At 63.7% G+C, this 14673-nt stretch carries 15 protein-coding genes and 1 pseudogene; 3 read left to right on the plus strand and 13 right to left on the minus strand.

Annotated elements, in window-relative coordinates; genetic code table 11:
- Positions 1-31: 31 nt before the first annotated feature.
- Positions 32-544, minus strand: a pseudogene (locus B5527_RS40815) (GNAT family N-acetyltransferase); the annotation flags it as partial.
- Positions 545-810: 266 nt separating this feature from the next.
- Between B5527_RS40815 and B5527_RS40820 the strand changes: the two are divergent.
- Entirely contained in the window at positions 811-1563 is a 753-nt protein-coding gene (locus tag B5527_RS40820) for a sulfate transporter family protein (protein ID WP_079606537.1), read from the plus strand.
- 72 nt (positions 1564-1635) lie between these two features.
- On the opposite strand, the gene B5527_RS40825 is transcribed toward B5527_RS40820, so the two are convergent.
- The 3 genes from B5527_RS40825 to nth form a co-directional block, all read right to left on the minus strand.
- Positions 1636-3264 (minus strand): MFS transporter, encoded by a 1629-nt coding sequence (locus B5527_RS40825; protein ID WP_079606538.1) that lies wholly within the window; start codon positions 3262-3264, stop codon positions 1636-1638.
- On the minus strand, positions 3251-4423 hold the full coding sequence (locus B5527_RS40830) for an HlyD family secretion protein (protein WP_425305049.1): 1173 nt from the start codon (positions 4421-4423) through the stop codon (positions 3251-3253). The genes B5527_RS40825 and B5527_RS40830 overlap by 14 nt, the downstream gene beginning before the upstream one ends.
- 107 nt (positions 4424-4530) lie before the next feature.
- Positions 4531-5340 (minus strand): endonuclease III, encoded by an 810-nt coding sequence (gene nth, locus B5527_RS40835; RefSeq protein WP_172842807.1) that lies wholly within the window; start codon positions 5338-5340, stop codon positions 4531-4533.
- Between the two features lie 22 nt (positions 5341-5362).
- Here nth and B5527_RS40840 point away from each other — a divergent pair, with 22 nt between their 5' ends.
- Positions 5363-5881 carry a DUF2244 domain-containing protein gene (locus B5527_RS40840; protein ID WP_079606540.1) on the plus strand — a complete coding sequence of 173 codons (519 nt, stop codon included), beginning with the start codon at positions 5363-5365 and terminating at the stop codon, positions 5879-5881.
- Between the two features lie 54 nt (positions 5882-5935).
- Positions 5936-6832 carry a methylated-DNA--[protein]-cysteine S-methyltransferase gene (locus tag B5527_RS40845; RefSeq protein WP_079607887.1) on the plus strand — a complete coding sequence of 299 codons (897 nt, stop codon included), beginning with the start codon at positions 5936-5938 and terminating at the stop codon, positions 6830-6832.
- 29 nt (positions 6833-6861) lie between these two features.
- Here the strand turns inward: B5527_RS40845 and B5527_RS40850 are convergent, their stop codons facing one another.
- The 9 genes from B5527_RS40850 to dnaK form a co-directional block, all read right to left on the minus strand.
- Positions 6862-7392 carry a GNAT family N-acetyltransferase gene (locus tag B5527_RS40850; protein WP_079606541.1) on the minus strand — a complete coding sequence of 177 codons (531 nt, stop codon included), beginning with the start codon at positions 7390-7392 and terminating at the stop codon, positions 6862-6864.
- A complete protein-coding gene (locus B5527_RS40855; protein ID WP_079606542.1) occupies positions 7389-8012 on the minus strand; it encodes a 2,3-bisphosphoglycerate-dependent phosphoglycerate mutase in 624 nt (207 codons plus the stop codon). Before B5527_RS40855 ends, B5527_RS40850 begins: the two co-directional genes overlap by 4 nt.
- A gap of 38 nt (positions 8013-8050) precedes the next feature.
- Entirely contained in the window at positions 8051-8866 is an 816-nt protein-coding gene (gene dapB, locus B5527_RS40860; protein ID WP_079606543.1) for a 4-hydroxy-tetrahydrodipicolinate reductase, read from the minus strand.
- 202 nt (positions 8867-9068) lie between these two features.
- Positions 9069-9371 (minus strand): DUF1330 domain-containing protein, encoded by a 303-nt coding sequence (locus tag B5527_RS40865; protein ID WP_079606544.1) that lies wholly within the window; start codon positions 9369-9371, stop codon positions 9069-9071.
- Positions 9372-9389: 18 nt separating this feature from the next.
- The gene (pyrF, locus tag B5527_RS40870) at positions 9390-10100 is read right to left on the minus strand and encodes an orotidine-5'-phosphate decarboxylase (RefSeq protein WP_079606545.1); all 711 of its coding nucleotides are present in this window, start codon (positions 10098-10100) and stop codon (positions 9390-9392) included.
- Positions 10101-10106: 6 nt separating this feature from the next.
- A complete protein-coding gene (locus tag B5527_RS40875; RefSeq protein ID WP_079606546.1) occupies positions 10107-10685 on the minus strand; it encodes an NADPH-dependent FMN reductase in 579 nt (192 codons plus the stop codon).
- A 52-nt stretch (positions 10686-10737) separates the two neighbouring features.
- The gene (locus B5527_RS40880) at positions 10738-11340 is read right to left on the minus strand and encodes a class I SAM-dependent methyltransferase (protein ID WP_079606547.1); all 603 of its coding nucleotides are present in this window, start codon (positions 11338-11340) and stop codon (positions 10738-10740) included.
- Positions 11341-11435: 95 nt separating this feature from the next.
- Positions 11436-12563, minus strand: coding sequence for a molecular chaperone DnaJ (gene dnaJ / locus B5527_RS40885; protein ID WP_079606548.1), 1128 nt, complete (start codon positions 12561-12563; stop codon positions 11436-11438).
- 141 nt (positions 12564-12704) lie between these two features.
- A complete protein-coding gene (dnaK, locus tag B5527_RS40890; protein ID WP_079607888.1) occupies positions 12705-14606 on the minus strand; it encodes a molecular chaperone DnaK in 1902 nt (633 codons plus the stop codon).
- Between the last annotated feature and the right edge of the window lie 67 nt (positions 14607-14673).

Raw genomic sequence — 14673 nt, forward strand, 5'->3', positions numbered from 1 at the left:
CAGGCCTTGCGGGCCGTTGCCGCAAAAGAATTCATCGGTCCTCGAGATCGAGCGTGACGTCATAAACGCCGCGGTCCTCGGTATCCGTCGTGACCTTGAACCCCAATTCCCGGCACATCTTCAGCATGACGAAATTTTCCTTTAGAATTTCGCCGTAGATGCGGCGCAGACCTTCGGATTTCGCGTATTCGATGATCAGCTGCATCAGGGTCCAGCCCAGGCCTCTGCCCTTGAGATCCGATCTCAGCAGGATCGCGTACTCCCCGGCCTCGCGGCTCGAATCGATATGGAGCCGGACGACGCCGAGCGTCTCCTGACTGGCTTCGTCGATGGCGATAAAGGCCATCGCGCGCGCATAATCGAGCTGCGTCAGTCTGGCGATGAATTGATGCGAGAATTCCTTGATGGAATCGAAGAAACGAAGCCGCAGGTCTTCCTGGCTCACATGTGCCAGAAGGTCGCGGTCCCGGAACTCGTCATCCGGCCTGATCGGCCGGACAAATATCCGCCAGTCGTCCCCGAGAACAAAATGCCGCTGCCATTTTGGATCGGTCGATGGATCAATGGACATCAGGACACCGGAGCATCTGGCTTGCACCATGTTCACTGGAACGCGCTACCGCGACACTTTTGTCAAGAACTCAGTCAACCCTGAATAAGCTATCGCCTTCCGAGGGTTCAATACATGCCCGCCATCGAAAGCGAATTTGCGCATGACCAACGCCAAGGCCACCAATAAGGTCCGGCTCTTGCCGAACCCCGTGCGCGTGTCTACCTGTCGCGGGGGTTTTTCGCAGAGGGCCAGCCAATATGTTGGATGCCGCCGTCAAGGCGTTTTCGCAGATCCTGTCGCCGCCGATGCGCTCCATCCTGTGGCGATCGATCGGGCTGGCGCTGATGCTGATCGTGGTGCTGGCGATCGGCCTGCAGCGGCTGTTGAGCTGGTTCGCGACCTCGGGCCAAGGCTGGGCCGAGGCGATGCTGGGCCCGGGCTTTCATACGCCGCTCGATGTTCTCGCATGGATCGTTTCGATCGCCGCCGGCCTCGGTGTGGTGGTCGGCGCGGTGTTCTTGATGCCGGCGATCACCTCGCTGGTCGCCGGCGTGTTCGTCGACGAGGTCGCCGATCATGTCGAGCGCGAACACTATCCGGCTGAACGTCCCGGCACCGCGCTGCCGCTCGGCCTGGCCATGACCGAAGGCGTCAAGACCGCGCTGCTCACCATCCTGGTCTATCTGATCGCGCTACCGTTCGTGTTGTTCGCCGGCGCGGGCTTCATCGCGTTCTTTATCGCGACCGCCTGGCTGCTCGGGCGGGAATATTTCGAGCTCGCGGCGATGCGGTTTCGCCCGCCGGCGGAAGCCAAGGCGATGCGCAGACAGAGCGCCGCTGTTATCTTCACCGCGGGCCTGGTGATCGCGGCTTTCGTGTCGATCCCGATCGTCAATCTGGCGACGCCGCTGTTCGGCATGGCCTTCATGGTCCACATGCACAAGCGGCTGTCGGGTCGGAGGCCCGAGATGATCGAGCCGGGGCGGAAGACCCGCGTGCCGGTCATCTGATTCCCCCTCATGGTGAGGAGCGCGTCTTCGCGCGTCTCGAACCATGAGGCCCATCCTTCGAAACGCCGCCCGTTATGGACGGGACAATCTGAACCATCCCGTCACGACTCGTGCGCCGCGAAACGGTACTGGCGTGAACGGCCCCGGAGGCGCCCGGGTCATCAGGGCCACCAGACCGAGGGCAATCATCGCAATCCAGAACGTCAGCCAGAAGCCGTCGATATAGGCCAGCACGTTGGCCTCACGCTGCACCAGCGCCGTGAGCGTCCCCAGCGCGCGCGCCGGCGCGGCTGCGGCGCCGTGGCCTGCGAAACCCTCCGAGAGTTGCTTCAGAATCCGGCCAACATCGAAGCTGCCGCCAGCGACATGCTGGCCGATGAAATTGGAATGGATCTGCTCGCGGACGCGGAGCCAGGTACCCATCAGCGCCACGCCGATCTCGGCGCCGCCGAGCCGCATCACCTGGATATAGGCCGCCAACGCCGTGGCCCGCGTGAAATCGGAATTGGCCACCGCGATGATGATGATCGGCAGCAGGGTGAACGCCTGCCCGATCGATTGCAGAACGACAATCATGACAAAATCGCCGAGCGCCCAGTCGTGCGTCAACTGCGTACCGAGCAGGTTCGCGCCAGCGAAAGCCGACAGGCCGATGATCAGCACGATGCGGGGGTCGAGATGCCTAAGCAGGAACACCGACAGCGGCACCAGCACGACCATCGGCAGCGCGCCATAGAGCACCAGCAGCACGCCGGTCTGTTCGGGGCGCAGTTGCGTGACGGTGGCGAGGAAATTCGGCACCAGCGATGAATTGGACAGGCTGGCGAGCGTGTAGAAAAGAATCACGATCAGCCCGAGCCCGACATTGCGCGCAAACAATACGTTGACATGGGCCCATGGCCGGCGAACCAGGGTCTCATTGATGAGAAAGGCGCCGAGCAACACGCCGCCTCCGATCAGCAGCGCCGCGACCGTTCCGGATCCGAACCAGTCGAGGCGATTGCCCTGATCGAGGCCGGCGTAAATCATCGCAACGCCGGCGCCCAGCAGCAGCATGCCGCCCCAGTCGGCATCCGCCAGCAGTTCCCGGTTGACCGGTTCGTAGGGCGTGCCGAGATAGACCATCAACCCCATCAGCGGCGCCAGCACCACGCCCTGCCAGTACAGCCACTGCCATCCCCAGTGATCGACGTAAAAGCCGACCAGCGAGTTGCCGGTGTCCAGCGCAAACCCGACCCGGATCGAATAGATCGCGATCGCCGGCAGCCACCACCTGGTCGGCAGATTGCGGAAGATGATCATCAACGTCGCGGGAACGAACATGCCGAGCAACAGGCCGTGAGCGATGCTGAGCACGATCAGCGTGTCGTAATTTTGCACGGACGGGATCACCAGCGAGACCAGGGCGTAGACAAGGCTTGGAATGCCGAGAACACGGCGCAGGCCGAACGCGGTGGCAAGCCAGGCCACCGCGGGTGCGATGAAGATCTGCGAACCGATCGACGCCGTCGAGAGCCAGGCACCCTCGTCGAACCCGAGCGAGAAAGCGCCGCGCAGGTCCGGCAATCCGACCGAGGTCAGCCGGCTGTCGAAATTGGCCAGAAAAGAACCGAGCAGCACGGCGCCGACCGCGAACAGCGGTTGCGGTGCGATGCCGCCCTGCGACAGCGGCCCGCAATCGGCGTCGCTACTTTGTGCCATCCGCGCCCGTTTCGTCGGTGTGAATTCGGGTGACGACTGACATCCCCGGCAGCAGGCGCTCCAATAGCGGCTGGCCCTTGTCGAGCGCGATCCGAACCGGGATACGCTGAACCACCTTGGTGAAATTGCCGGTCGCGTTGTCGGGCGGCAGCAGCGCGAATTGCGAGCCGCTGGCGGGCGCGATCCGCTCGACGTAGCCGTGCAGCCGCTCATGCGGGAAACTATCGACGGTCAGGTCGACAGGCTGGCCGGGTTTTACCCGGGTCAGCTGGGTTTCCTTGTAATTGGCGATGACATAGACGTTCGGCAGCGGCACCACGTTGATGAGATTGCTTCCGATGGTGACGTAGTCGTTGGGTTGCACCTGCCGCTCGCTCACCACGCCGTCGAACGGTGCGGTGATCCTGGTGTAACCGAGCTTGAGCTTGGCCGCGGACAGCGTGGCCTTGGCCGCCGCGATATCCGCCGCGCGTTCCTTCTTGTTGCCCGACAGCACCTCGAGCTGGTGGCGCTGTGCGGCGACGACGGCGCGGCTGGCGCGGACATCGGCCTGGGCGCGGGCGTAGGCAGCGGTCGCCTGCTCAAACTTTTGCCGGGTGCCGGCGTCGGTTTGCGACAGCGATTGTTGCCGCTCCTCCTCCTGACGGGCTTCGACTTCCTGGGCGAGCGCGGACACCTGCTGCGCCTCGGCCTGGGCGATGGTGGCGTATTGCAGCTCGATCTGGTTGGCGAGGTTGTCGAAGGCGGCCTGTGCGGCGGCGACGCCGGCCTCGGCCTGCGCCACCTGCGCTTCGTAGTCGGCAGGATCGATCTGAATCAGGAGATCGCCGGCCTTGACGTGCTGGAAATCCTTCACCGCGACGGTGAGAACCTCGCCAGCGGCCCGGCTGCTCAGCCGGGTGAGCTCGGCCTTGATATAGGCGTCGTCGGTGGTCTGGATCACGGCGGCGCCGACCCAGGCGTCCCAGCGCAGCGTTGCCAGCGCGATAAATCCGAATGCGGCCAGCACGGCGAACAACGGAATCGCGAGGCGGTTCCAGGAACTGCGCCAACCAGCCAGCGGCGGCTGTAGCGCCGGCGCAGCGACCGCCGCCGCGGCGGATGGTGTCGACGCGGTCTGACGCGCTTGTACCGCGCTGATCGGATCCTGCTGACTCAAGGGCGGCCCCTCTCAGATCATTCTTTCTTCGACGAAACCCAAGGGAAGATTCCGCATGGCGCATGATGCCGGCAGATCCGACCGACAGATATGATGGCTGTCATATCTCAAACCGTCTTTTCCGACCAGCGGCAGAGATCGTTGATCAGGCATACTTCGCAGCGCGGCTTGCGTGCGAGGCAGGTGTAGCGCCCGTGCAGGATCAGCCAGTGATGCGCGTGCAGCATGAATTCGGGCGGAATCACGCGCTCAAGCCCGAGCTCCACCTCGAGCGGCGTATTGCCGGGTGCCAGGCCCGTGCGATTGGCGACCCGAAATACATGCGTGTCGACCGCCATGGTGCGTTCGCCGAACGCCATGTTGAGCACGACGTTGGCGGTTTTGCGGCCGGCGCCGGGCAGCGATTCCAGTTCGGCGCGGCTGCGCGGAACCTCGCCGCCGAACTCGGCGATCAGTTTTTCCGACAGCGCGATGACGTTCCTGGCCTTGTTGCGATAGAGCCCGATGGTCTTGATGTAGTCGCGGACTTTGTCCTCGCCGAGCGCGAGCATCTTTTGCGGCGTGTCGGCAACCTCGAACAAGGCGCGTGTCGCCTTGTTGACGCCGGCGTCGGTCGCCTGCGCCGACAGCACGACCGCGACCAGCAGCGTGTAGGGATTGAGATGTTCGAGCTCGCCCTTCGGCTCCGGATTGGCTTTGCGAAAACGGCTGAACGCCTCGCGGACCTCGGCAGGAGTCCAGGGTTTGACGGCCCTGATGGATTTTTTCGCCGCGCGAAGCTGACCCGGTTTGGCCGCAATCTGTTTCGGCGTTTTGGCCGGGCCGGACCTTGCAACCGCCCGATCAGGGGCTTTTTGAACGCGTTTTGCGGCCGTCTGTTTCGGTTTGGGCTGAGGTCCGCGGGTGATTTTCGCCATGATGCGGGTATACTGACAGGTCATGACCGCAGGCAACGATTTTGATATTGAGCCGCAGCCGGAACTGTTTTCGGCGCTGCTGACGCCGCACCGCTCGCTGAACCGCACCGGCTTTCTGCTGGTAATGGCATTTGTCAGCGGGGTTAGTTTTGCCGCCGGCCTGGCGTTTCTGCTGATGGGCGCGTGGCCGGTGTTCGGCTTTTTCGGCCTCGACGTGCTGGCGATCTACTGGGCGTTCCGGATCAATTTTCAGCGCGCCAGGGCGTCCGAGGAAATCTCGGTCACGCCGTCCGAGCTGCGGGTGCGCCGGATCAGCCACCGCGGCCATGTGGTGGAATTCGTGCTCAATCCGCTGTGGGTGCGGCTCGATCAGAAGACGCATGCGGAATTCGGCATCGAAAAGCTCTATCTGGTCTCCAAAGGCCGCCACGTCGCGATCGCGAGCTTCCTGGGGCCCCACGAAAAAGCGAGCTTTGCCAAAGCTTTAACCGAGGCACTCCAGGCCGCCAAGCGTGGCCCGACCTACAACCCGATCGGGTGAAAGCCTGTCGGGAATCGGGTGGTTCTGACCGCGCGCCCGTCCTACATCAGAGCCATGATGAATCTCGCAATCAATGACCATCGCCTGACCGGGCCCGGGCCCCAGAACGCCGCGCTGCGCGACTATGATTCGGTGCGCCGCGCCATCGCCTTCATCTCGGAACACTGGCGCGCGCAGCCGACCATCGAAGCGATGGCGGACGCCGCGGCCGTGACGCCGGACGAGCTGCACCATCTGTTTCGGCGCTGGGCCGGACTGACGCCAAAGGCCTTCATGCAGGCGCTGACGCTCGATCACGCCAAGGGCTTGCTGCGCGATTCCGCCAGCGTGCTGGATGCCGCGCTCGACTCCGGGCTTTCAGGTCCGGGGCGGCTGCACGATCTGTTCGTCACCCATGAGGCGATGTCGCCGGGCGAATGGAAAGCCGGCGGCGCCGGCATGACGCTGCATTACGGATTTCATCCCTCGCCGTTCGGCACCGCCATCGTGATCGCCAGCGGCCGCGGACTGGCCGGCCTGGCGTTCGCCGATCCCGGCGAAGAGCCGGCCGCGCTCGCCGACATGCAGCGGCGCTGGCCACGCGCGAACTATGTTGAGGACCGCGCCGGCACTTCAGCGCTGGCGCAGCGCATCTTCGATACCAAACTGTGGCGCGCGGATCAGCCGTTGCGCGTGGTGCTGATCGGCACCGACTTCGAGGTTCGGGTGTGGGAGACGCTGCTGAAAATCCCGATGGGTCGGGCGGTCTGCTATTCGGACATCGCGGCCAGGATCAAAAGTCCCACGGCGTCACGCGCGGTCGGTGCGGCGGTCGGCAAAAATCCGCTGTCGTTCGTGGTGCCCTGCCATCGCGCGCTCGGCAAAAGCGGCGCGCTGACCGGCTATCACTGGGGCATCACCCGCAAGCAGGCGATGATCGGCTGGGAAGCCGGACAAGTGGGAATGAATTAACCGGCACGAGTGGGTCCTCGTTGGTTCGATCACCAGTCCAGCCGCTTCCACATGATCGCGGTGTCGCACAACCGGCCATCGGGAAACAGCGCATAATCCGGCACCAGTCCGGTCTGCGTCCAGCCTGCGCGCAGATAAAGGCGATGGCCGTTTTCGCCGGGCACCGTATCGAGCACCAGAAGCCAGCGGCCACGCCGGCTGGCTTCCTTCTCGACTTGCGCCATCAAGGCCGCGCCGACGCCATGGCCGCGAGCAGCGCGATGCACCAGCAATTTCTTGATGTCGGCGCGGTGCGGCTGATTGGGCGGCGTATCCAGTCCGAGCTGCACGGTGCCGACAATCCTGCCGTCCAGCGATGCCGCCAGCAACACCGTGTCCCCTGCCGCCACCGAGCCCGCGACTTTCCGAAAGAAGGCAAGCGCCAGCGCATGGGAGAACGGCGACATGAAGCTGACGCTGGCGCCGCCTTCGACACAATCGACCAGGACATCGGCCAGCTGGTCCAGCGCGCGATCGGTGACCGGCGCGTCGAGAACGACGATGTCGGCCGCTTCACTCACCCCGCCAGATCGAGCTTCGATGCCACGGTGGCGTCGGCATTGAGCCGGTAGATCACCGGCGCGCCGGTGGCGAGTTCGCGCGCGAGAATTTGCTCCGGCGAAAGCTTTTCCAGCACCATGATCAGCGCGCGCAGCGAATTGCCGTGCGCAGAGACCAGCGTGCGCTCGCCGCGCAGCACGCAGGGCAAGATCTCCTGAACGTAGTAAGGCAACGTGCGCGCCAGCGTGTCCTTCAGGCTTTCGCCGCCGGGCGGCGGCACGTCGTAGGACCGGCGCCAGACATGGACCTGATCCTCGCCCCATTTCTTGCGGGCGTCGTCCTTGTTCAGTCCCGAGAGATCGCCATAGTCGCGCTCGTTCAGCGCGAGATGTTTTTTGACTGGAATACCGGTCTGGCCAAGCTCGTTAAGCATCAGGTCAAGCGTGTGCTCCGCGCGCTTGAGCACCGAGGTAAAGGCGATGTCGAACGACAGTCCCTGCGCCTTTAATTTTCGCCCGGCTTGCTTGGCCTCGGCGATTCCCTGCTCGGTGAGACCGGGATCCTTCCAGCCGGTGAAAAGATTCTTCAGGTTCCATTCGCTCTGGCCGTGACGCACCAGCACAAGAAGACGCTCACTCATTTCCCGATCCGTTCAGATTTCTGGAAGTCGCCAAATCGTCAGAAGTCGCCGAGCCCGAGCACGTCGGCCATCGAATACAGTCCGGGCTTGCGCTGGCGCGCCCACAGCGCGGCCTTGACCGCGCCCTGCGCGAACATCGTGCGGTCCTCCGCCCGGTGGGTCAGTTCGATGCGTTCCATCGGACCCGCGAAAATCACGCTGTGATCGCCGGTGACGGTGCCGCCACGCAATGATGCAAAGCCGATGTCGCCGGCCGTGCGCGCGCCGGTGATGCCGTCGCGTCCGCGCGCGGAATGCTGATCCAGCGCGATCTTGCGGCCAGCGGCGGCGGCCTGGCCCAGCATCAGGCCGGTGCCCGAGGGCGCATCGATCTTGGCGCGGTGATGCATCTCCAGCACTTCGATGTCGAAGCTTTCATCGAGCGACTGCGCGACACGCTTGACCAGCGCCGCCAGCAGATTGACGCCGAGGCTCATATTCCCCGACTTGACGACAATGGCGCGCGAGGTGACGCTCGCGATCACGGCGTCGTCCGACGCCGACAGACCTGTAGTGCCGATAACGTGAACCAGGCCCCGCTCGGCGGCGATCGCAACATTGGCAATGGTCGCTCCCGGCACGGTAAAATCCAAAATGCCGTCGGCTTTTGCCGACATCGACCACAGGTCGGCCGACAGCAGGACCCCGTTGGCAGGCAGGCCCGCGAGCACCCCGGCATCCTTGCCAAGGAGCTCCGAACCCGGCGCTTCCAGCGCGCCGGCGAGAGCCGCACCAGGTGTTTCCGAGATGACGCGCGTCAGCGCACGGCCCATCCGGCCGCCGGCCCCTGCAACGATCAAGCGCATGTCGGACATTTTGAGACCTCGCCCTTGCGGTATAGCCGGGGCAGGCTGTTCCGGCAACGTCTCGTCATGCCCGGGCATAGCCGTCCGAAGGACGGCGTCGCTTCCGCTCGCCTATGTGCCGGGCATCCACGCCTTGGCACCACCAGAAAGCAAGACGTGGATGGCCGGGACGGCGCCCGGCCATGACGGAGACCGGGTGGTATTCCAAACCTTAGGGCTGCGCCCCGTCGTAGCCTTCGATAATCACGAGGTCGCTCTCGGCATGAGGGCTGCGGATCGCGACCAGGCGGGTGTATTCCGGCGAATTGTAGCAGGCCAGCGCGGTCTCATAATCCTTGAATTCCAGCACCACGTTGCGCGACCGCGCCGAGCCTTCCCTGGCCTCGTGCTTGCCGCCGCGCACCAGGAACCTGGCGCCGAATTTTGCAAATACCGCGCCGTTCTGGGCGACGTATTCCTTGTAGCCGTCCATGTTGTGGACGTCGATGCGCGCGATCCAGTAACCCTTTGCCATCGAATCTCTCCGTTTTGTTCAGCCCAGCGCCTGCACGATTTCAGCCTGGATGGCGTCCGCTGCTCCTCTGGGATCGGCGGCTTCCATCACGGGTCTGCCCACCACCAGATAATCGGCGCCGGCTGAAATGGCGCGGGCCGGCGTCATGATGCGCTTCTGGTCGCCGGTGGCGCTGCCCGCGGGCCGAATGCCGGGGGTGACCAGGTTCATGTGATGACCGACAGTCCCGCGCAAGGCTGCCGCCTCCTCGGGCGAACAGACGAGACCATCGACGCCCAGCACCTGCGCCTGCCGGGCGCGGGCCTCGACCAGATCGGACACACCCAGCCGGTAGCCGGCGGCGTGCAGATCGCCGTCGTCATACGAGGTCAGCACCGTGACGGCGAGGATTTTCAATCCCGATCCGGCGCGGGCCTCGACCGCCGCCTTCATGGTCTGCGGATAGGCGTGCACGGTCAGGAATGTCGCGCCCAGCCTGGCGACGCTCTCGACGCCGCGCGCCACCGTGTTGCCGATGTCGTGCAGCTTGAGATCGATGAAGATTTTTTTGCCGCCATCAGCGAGCTGCCGAACCAGCGGCAGCCCTCCGGCATAGGCGAGCTGATAGCCGATCTTGTAAAATGTCACGCTGTCGCCAAGCCGGGCGATCATCGCTTCCGCGGCGGCGACATCGGGCAGGTCCAGCGCCACGATCAATCGGTCGCGAGGGGCGATAACGGATGGCTGCATGTCACCTCACATCATGTGCTGGGAAACGTCGATCAGTTGCCGCACCAGCGCTTTCAGCGCCTCGGCATCGGCTGCGAGTTTCAGTCTGTCCATATCATCATAGGCCTCACCGGCGAACGACAGCGCGAGCTGATGCGGGATAACCGTGGCCTGGCAGGCGGCAAGAATCAGCCGCAGCGCCGCCAGCGCACGGGTTCCGCCGAGTCGGCTTTCCGACGCGGCCGCGATCGCAAAGGCACGTTCGCGAAATATCTGGCCGCGGGTTTCGTGCGCATCCTGCACGCGGCTGACCCAGTCGATGGTGTTCTTGACCAGCGCCGGCACCGACGAATTATATTCCGGCGTCACGATCAGGACGCCGTGATGCGCGCCGATCATGCGCTTGAGGTTGATCGCATTCTTCGGCACGCCGGATTTCGTCTGCAGGTCGCCGTCGTAGATCGGCAGCGGAAAATCGCCGAGCGAAATGCGCGTGACTTCGGCACCGGCTTGCGCGAATTCATGCACGGCTGCCGCCGCGAGCCTCGCATTGAGCGAGCCGGTGCGAAGCGAGCCGGGGATCACCAGGATTTTCAGCGCGGACATGATTTAAAATCGCGTTCAGGACGAACCCGCCGCCTTGGCGGTGTCGGACGGCTCAACCCTTGCGATACACCCAGACACGGGCCGGCGGAAGGTTCATCCAGATGCGCTCGGAGGCTTCTGTGGATACGCCGGGCAGCGATTTCGGAATCGGGGGCGCGACCGAATAAGTGAACTGCACGAACGGCGCACCCGGCGACAGCGCCGCGAAGGCATCGCGGACCAGCTTCAGCCGCGTCAGCATCGGCTTGGTGACGAGCGGCAGGCCGGACACCACGGCGCAAGCGGGAGCGCTCAATACGTTCCAGAGCGAATCGCGCAGCGCGTAGGCGTCGCCCTGCACCACCTTGGCATGCGGATAGCGGTCCCGCAGCAGCGCACAGAAACCCGGATTATATTCGACCAGTACGAGCCGCTTCTGATCGACGCCGTGCTCGATCAGCGCGCTGGTGATCGCACCGGTCCCGGGCCCAAGTTCGACGACCGGCCCATCGGAATCGATGTTCACATATTGCGCCATGGTGCGCGCCAGCAGCCGCCCCGAGGGCATCACCGCGCCCATGCGAAGCGGCTTCTCGATCCATGAACGGAGAAAACGCACCTCATCGTCGAGACGAAGAGGTTTCTTCAACGCACGCACGGACGATTGCAATGGCATGTCGCTACCAGGCGGGACCGCGCTTCGGCGGCAGTGTCAGAAAATAGTCATAAAGACGTATAGGTAGCAACCGATACGGTCAAGCGGCGAGCCCTCTAGGTGGCCCCGCGGTTACCGAAGAAGTCCTTGACCTTAGTGAAGAAACCCGCTGCCTCGGGCTGGGTTGCACCGGACGATAGTTTCTCGAATTCGGCCAGCAATTCCTGCTGCTTCTTGGTCAGATTCTGCGGCGTTTCGACCGCGACCTGGACATACATGTCGCCGGTCTGACGCGACCGCAACACTGGCATGCCCTTTGATGCGATCCGAAAGCGCCGGCCGGTTTGGGTTCCGGACGGGATTTTCACCTTGGTCTTGCCCTTGTCGATGGTCGGCACCTCGAATTCGCCACCCAGCGCCGCCGTCACCATCGAGATCGGCACGCGGCAGTGCAGGTCCGCGCCGTCGCGCTGAAAGAATTGATGCGTGGCCAGCGAGAGGAAAATATAGAGATCGCCCGGCGGTCCGCCACGGACGCCGGCCTCGCCTTCGCCGGCCAGCCGGATCCGCGTGCCATCCTCCACCCCTTGCGGAATATTGACCGACAAGTTCCGTTCGCGCGTCACCCGTCCCGAGCCTGAGCAGGAGGGACAGGGGTCTTCGATCATCTGCCCGCGGCCCTGACAGCCCGGACAAGTTCGCTCCAGCGTAAAAAATCCCTGCGCCTGCCGGACCCGGCCGGCGCCGCCGCACATCGAGCAGCTCTTCGGCTTGGTACCGGACTTGGCGCCGGTGCCCGAGCAGGATTCGCAGGTCACCGAAACCGGAATCTCGATCTGGGCGGTCTTGCCGAGGAAGGCTTCCTCCAGCGTGATTTCCATATTGTAGCGCAGGTCGGCGCCGCGCTCGCGCCCACCGCGGCCGCGTTGCCCGGCCATGCCGAACAGGTCCTCGAAAATATCGGAGAAGGACGAAGCAAAGCCGGCGCCGAAGCCCGGACCACCGGCCCCGCCTTGCTCGAACGCCGCATGGCCGAACCGGTCATAGGCGGCGCGCTTGTCGCCGTCCTTGAGGACTTCGTAGGCTTCGTTGATTTCCTTGAAACGGACTTCGCTGGTCGCGTCGCCCGGGTTCTTGTCGGGGTGCCATTTCATCGCAAGCTTGCGGAAGGCAGCCTTGAGCTTGGACTCGTCCGCGTTCCGCTCGACTTCAAGGGTTTCGTAGTAGCAGCGCTTGGTGGACATCCGTCAAATCCGCCCGAGGTTTGTCCTCATCCCGAAGAATGCGTCCTGGAGAATGCAGTCTCCGGCTTAACGAAAAATGACCCCCATCCTGCGAGACGCGGCTTGCGTGCTCTTCAGAATGAGGGCCATGGTTACAGCCGTTTACGCAGACTTCTTGGTGTTCTTGTCGTCGTCGACCTCGGTAAACTCCGCGTCGACCACGTCATCCTTGGCAGCATCCTTGGCCGCGTCGCTTTCGGCCTGCTGCTTGTACATCGCCTCGCCGAGCTTCATGGAAGCCTGCGCCAGCGTGTTGGTCTTGGCCTTGATCGCCTCGGCATCGTCACCCTTCAGCGCTTCCTTCAAATCGCTGACGGCGTCCTCGATGGCGCGGCGCTCGCTCTCCTCGACCTTCGAGTCATGTTCGGCCAGCGCCTTCTCGGTCGAATGGACCAGGGCGTCGGCGTGGTTCTTGGCATCGACCGCTTCGCGGCGTTTCTTGTCCTCGGCGGCGTTGGCCTCGGCGTCCTTGACCATCTTCTGGATGTCGGCTTCAGACAGACCGCCGGACGCCTGGATCCGGATCTGCTGCTCCTTGCCGGTCGCCTTGTCCTTGGCCGACACGTTGACGATGCCATTGGCGTCGATGTCGAAGGTCACCTCGATTTGCGGCATGCCGCGCGGCGAAGGCGGAATGCCCATCAGGTCGAACTGGCCGAGCACCTTGTTGTCGGCCGCCATTTCACGCTCGCCCTGGAACACCCGGATGGTGACGGCGTTCTGGTTGTCCTCGGCGGTCGAGAACACCTGGCTCTTCTTGGTCGGGATCGTGGTGTTGCGATCGATGATGCGGGTGAACACCCCGCCCAGCGTCTCGATGCCGAGCGACAGCGGCGTCACGTCGAGCAGCAGCACGTCCTTGACGTCACCCTGCAGCACGCCGGCCTGGATCGCCGCACCAATGGCGACGACTTCGTCCGGGTTGACGCCCTTGTGCGGCTCCTTGCCGAACAACTGCTTCACCACTTCCTGGACCTTCGGCATGCGGGTCATGCCACCGACCAGCACCACTTCGCCGATTTCGCCGGCGGTGAGGCCGGCATCCTTCAGCGCCTTGCGGCAGGGCTCGATGGTCTTCTGGATGAGATCGTCGACCAGCGCCTCGAACTTGGCGCGCGTCAGCTTCATGGTCAGATGCTTCGGCCCGGTCTGGTCGGCCGTGATGAACGGCAGGTTGATTTCGGTCTGCGTGGTCGAGGACAATTCGATCTTGGCCTTTTCGGCGGCCTCTTTCAGGCGCTGCAAGGCAAGCTTGTCGTTGCGCAGGTTGATGCCCTGCTCCTTCTGGAACTCATCGGCCAGATAGCTGACAAGGCGCATGTCGAAGTCTTCGCCGCCCAAAAATGTATCGCCGTTGGTCGACTTCACCTCGAACACGCCGTCGCCGATCTCGAGGATCGACACGTCGAAGGTGCCGCCGCCGAGGTCGTAGACCGCGATGGTGCCGGATTTCGACTTGTCGAGACCGTAAGCTAGGGCGGCCGCTGTCGGCTCGTTGATGATGCGCAGCACTTCGAGGCCGGCGATCTTGCCGGCATCCTTGGTGGCCTGACGTTGCGCGTCGTTGAAATAGGCGGGAACGGTGATGACGGCCTGGTCGACCTTCTGGCCGAGATGGGCTTCGGCGGTCTCTTTCATCTTCTGCAGAATGAAAGCGGAGACCTGCGAGGGCGAGTAGGTCTTGCCGTCGGCTTCGACCCAGGCGTCGCCATTGGACGCCTTGACGATCTTGTAGGGGACGAGCTTCTTGTCCTTCTCCACCATCGGGTCGTCATAGCGGCGGCCGACGAGGCGCTTGACTGCGAAGAAAGTCCGCTCGGGATTGGTTACCGCCTGGCGCTTGGCAGGCTGGCCGACGAGGCGCTCGCCGTCATCGCTGAAGGCGACAATCGACGGGGTCGTGCGCATGCCCTCGGCGTTTTCGATGACTTTCGCTGTCTTGCCATCCATTACGGCGACGCACGAATTCGTGGTGCCGAGATCGATCCCAATGACCTTTCCCATGGTCCTCATATCCTTCTTTTTGCGGCAGGTTGGCCAGGCCCTGACGGCGCACCAATCCAAACCCCCA

Source organism: Bradyrhizobium erythrophlei (assembly GCF_900129425.1).
GTDB classification, from domain to species: domain Bacteria; phylum Pseudomonadota; class Alphaproteobacteria; order Rhizobiales; family Xanthobacteraceae; genus Bradyrhizobium; species Bradyrhizobium erythrophlei_C.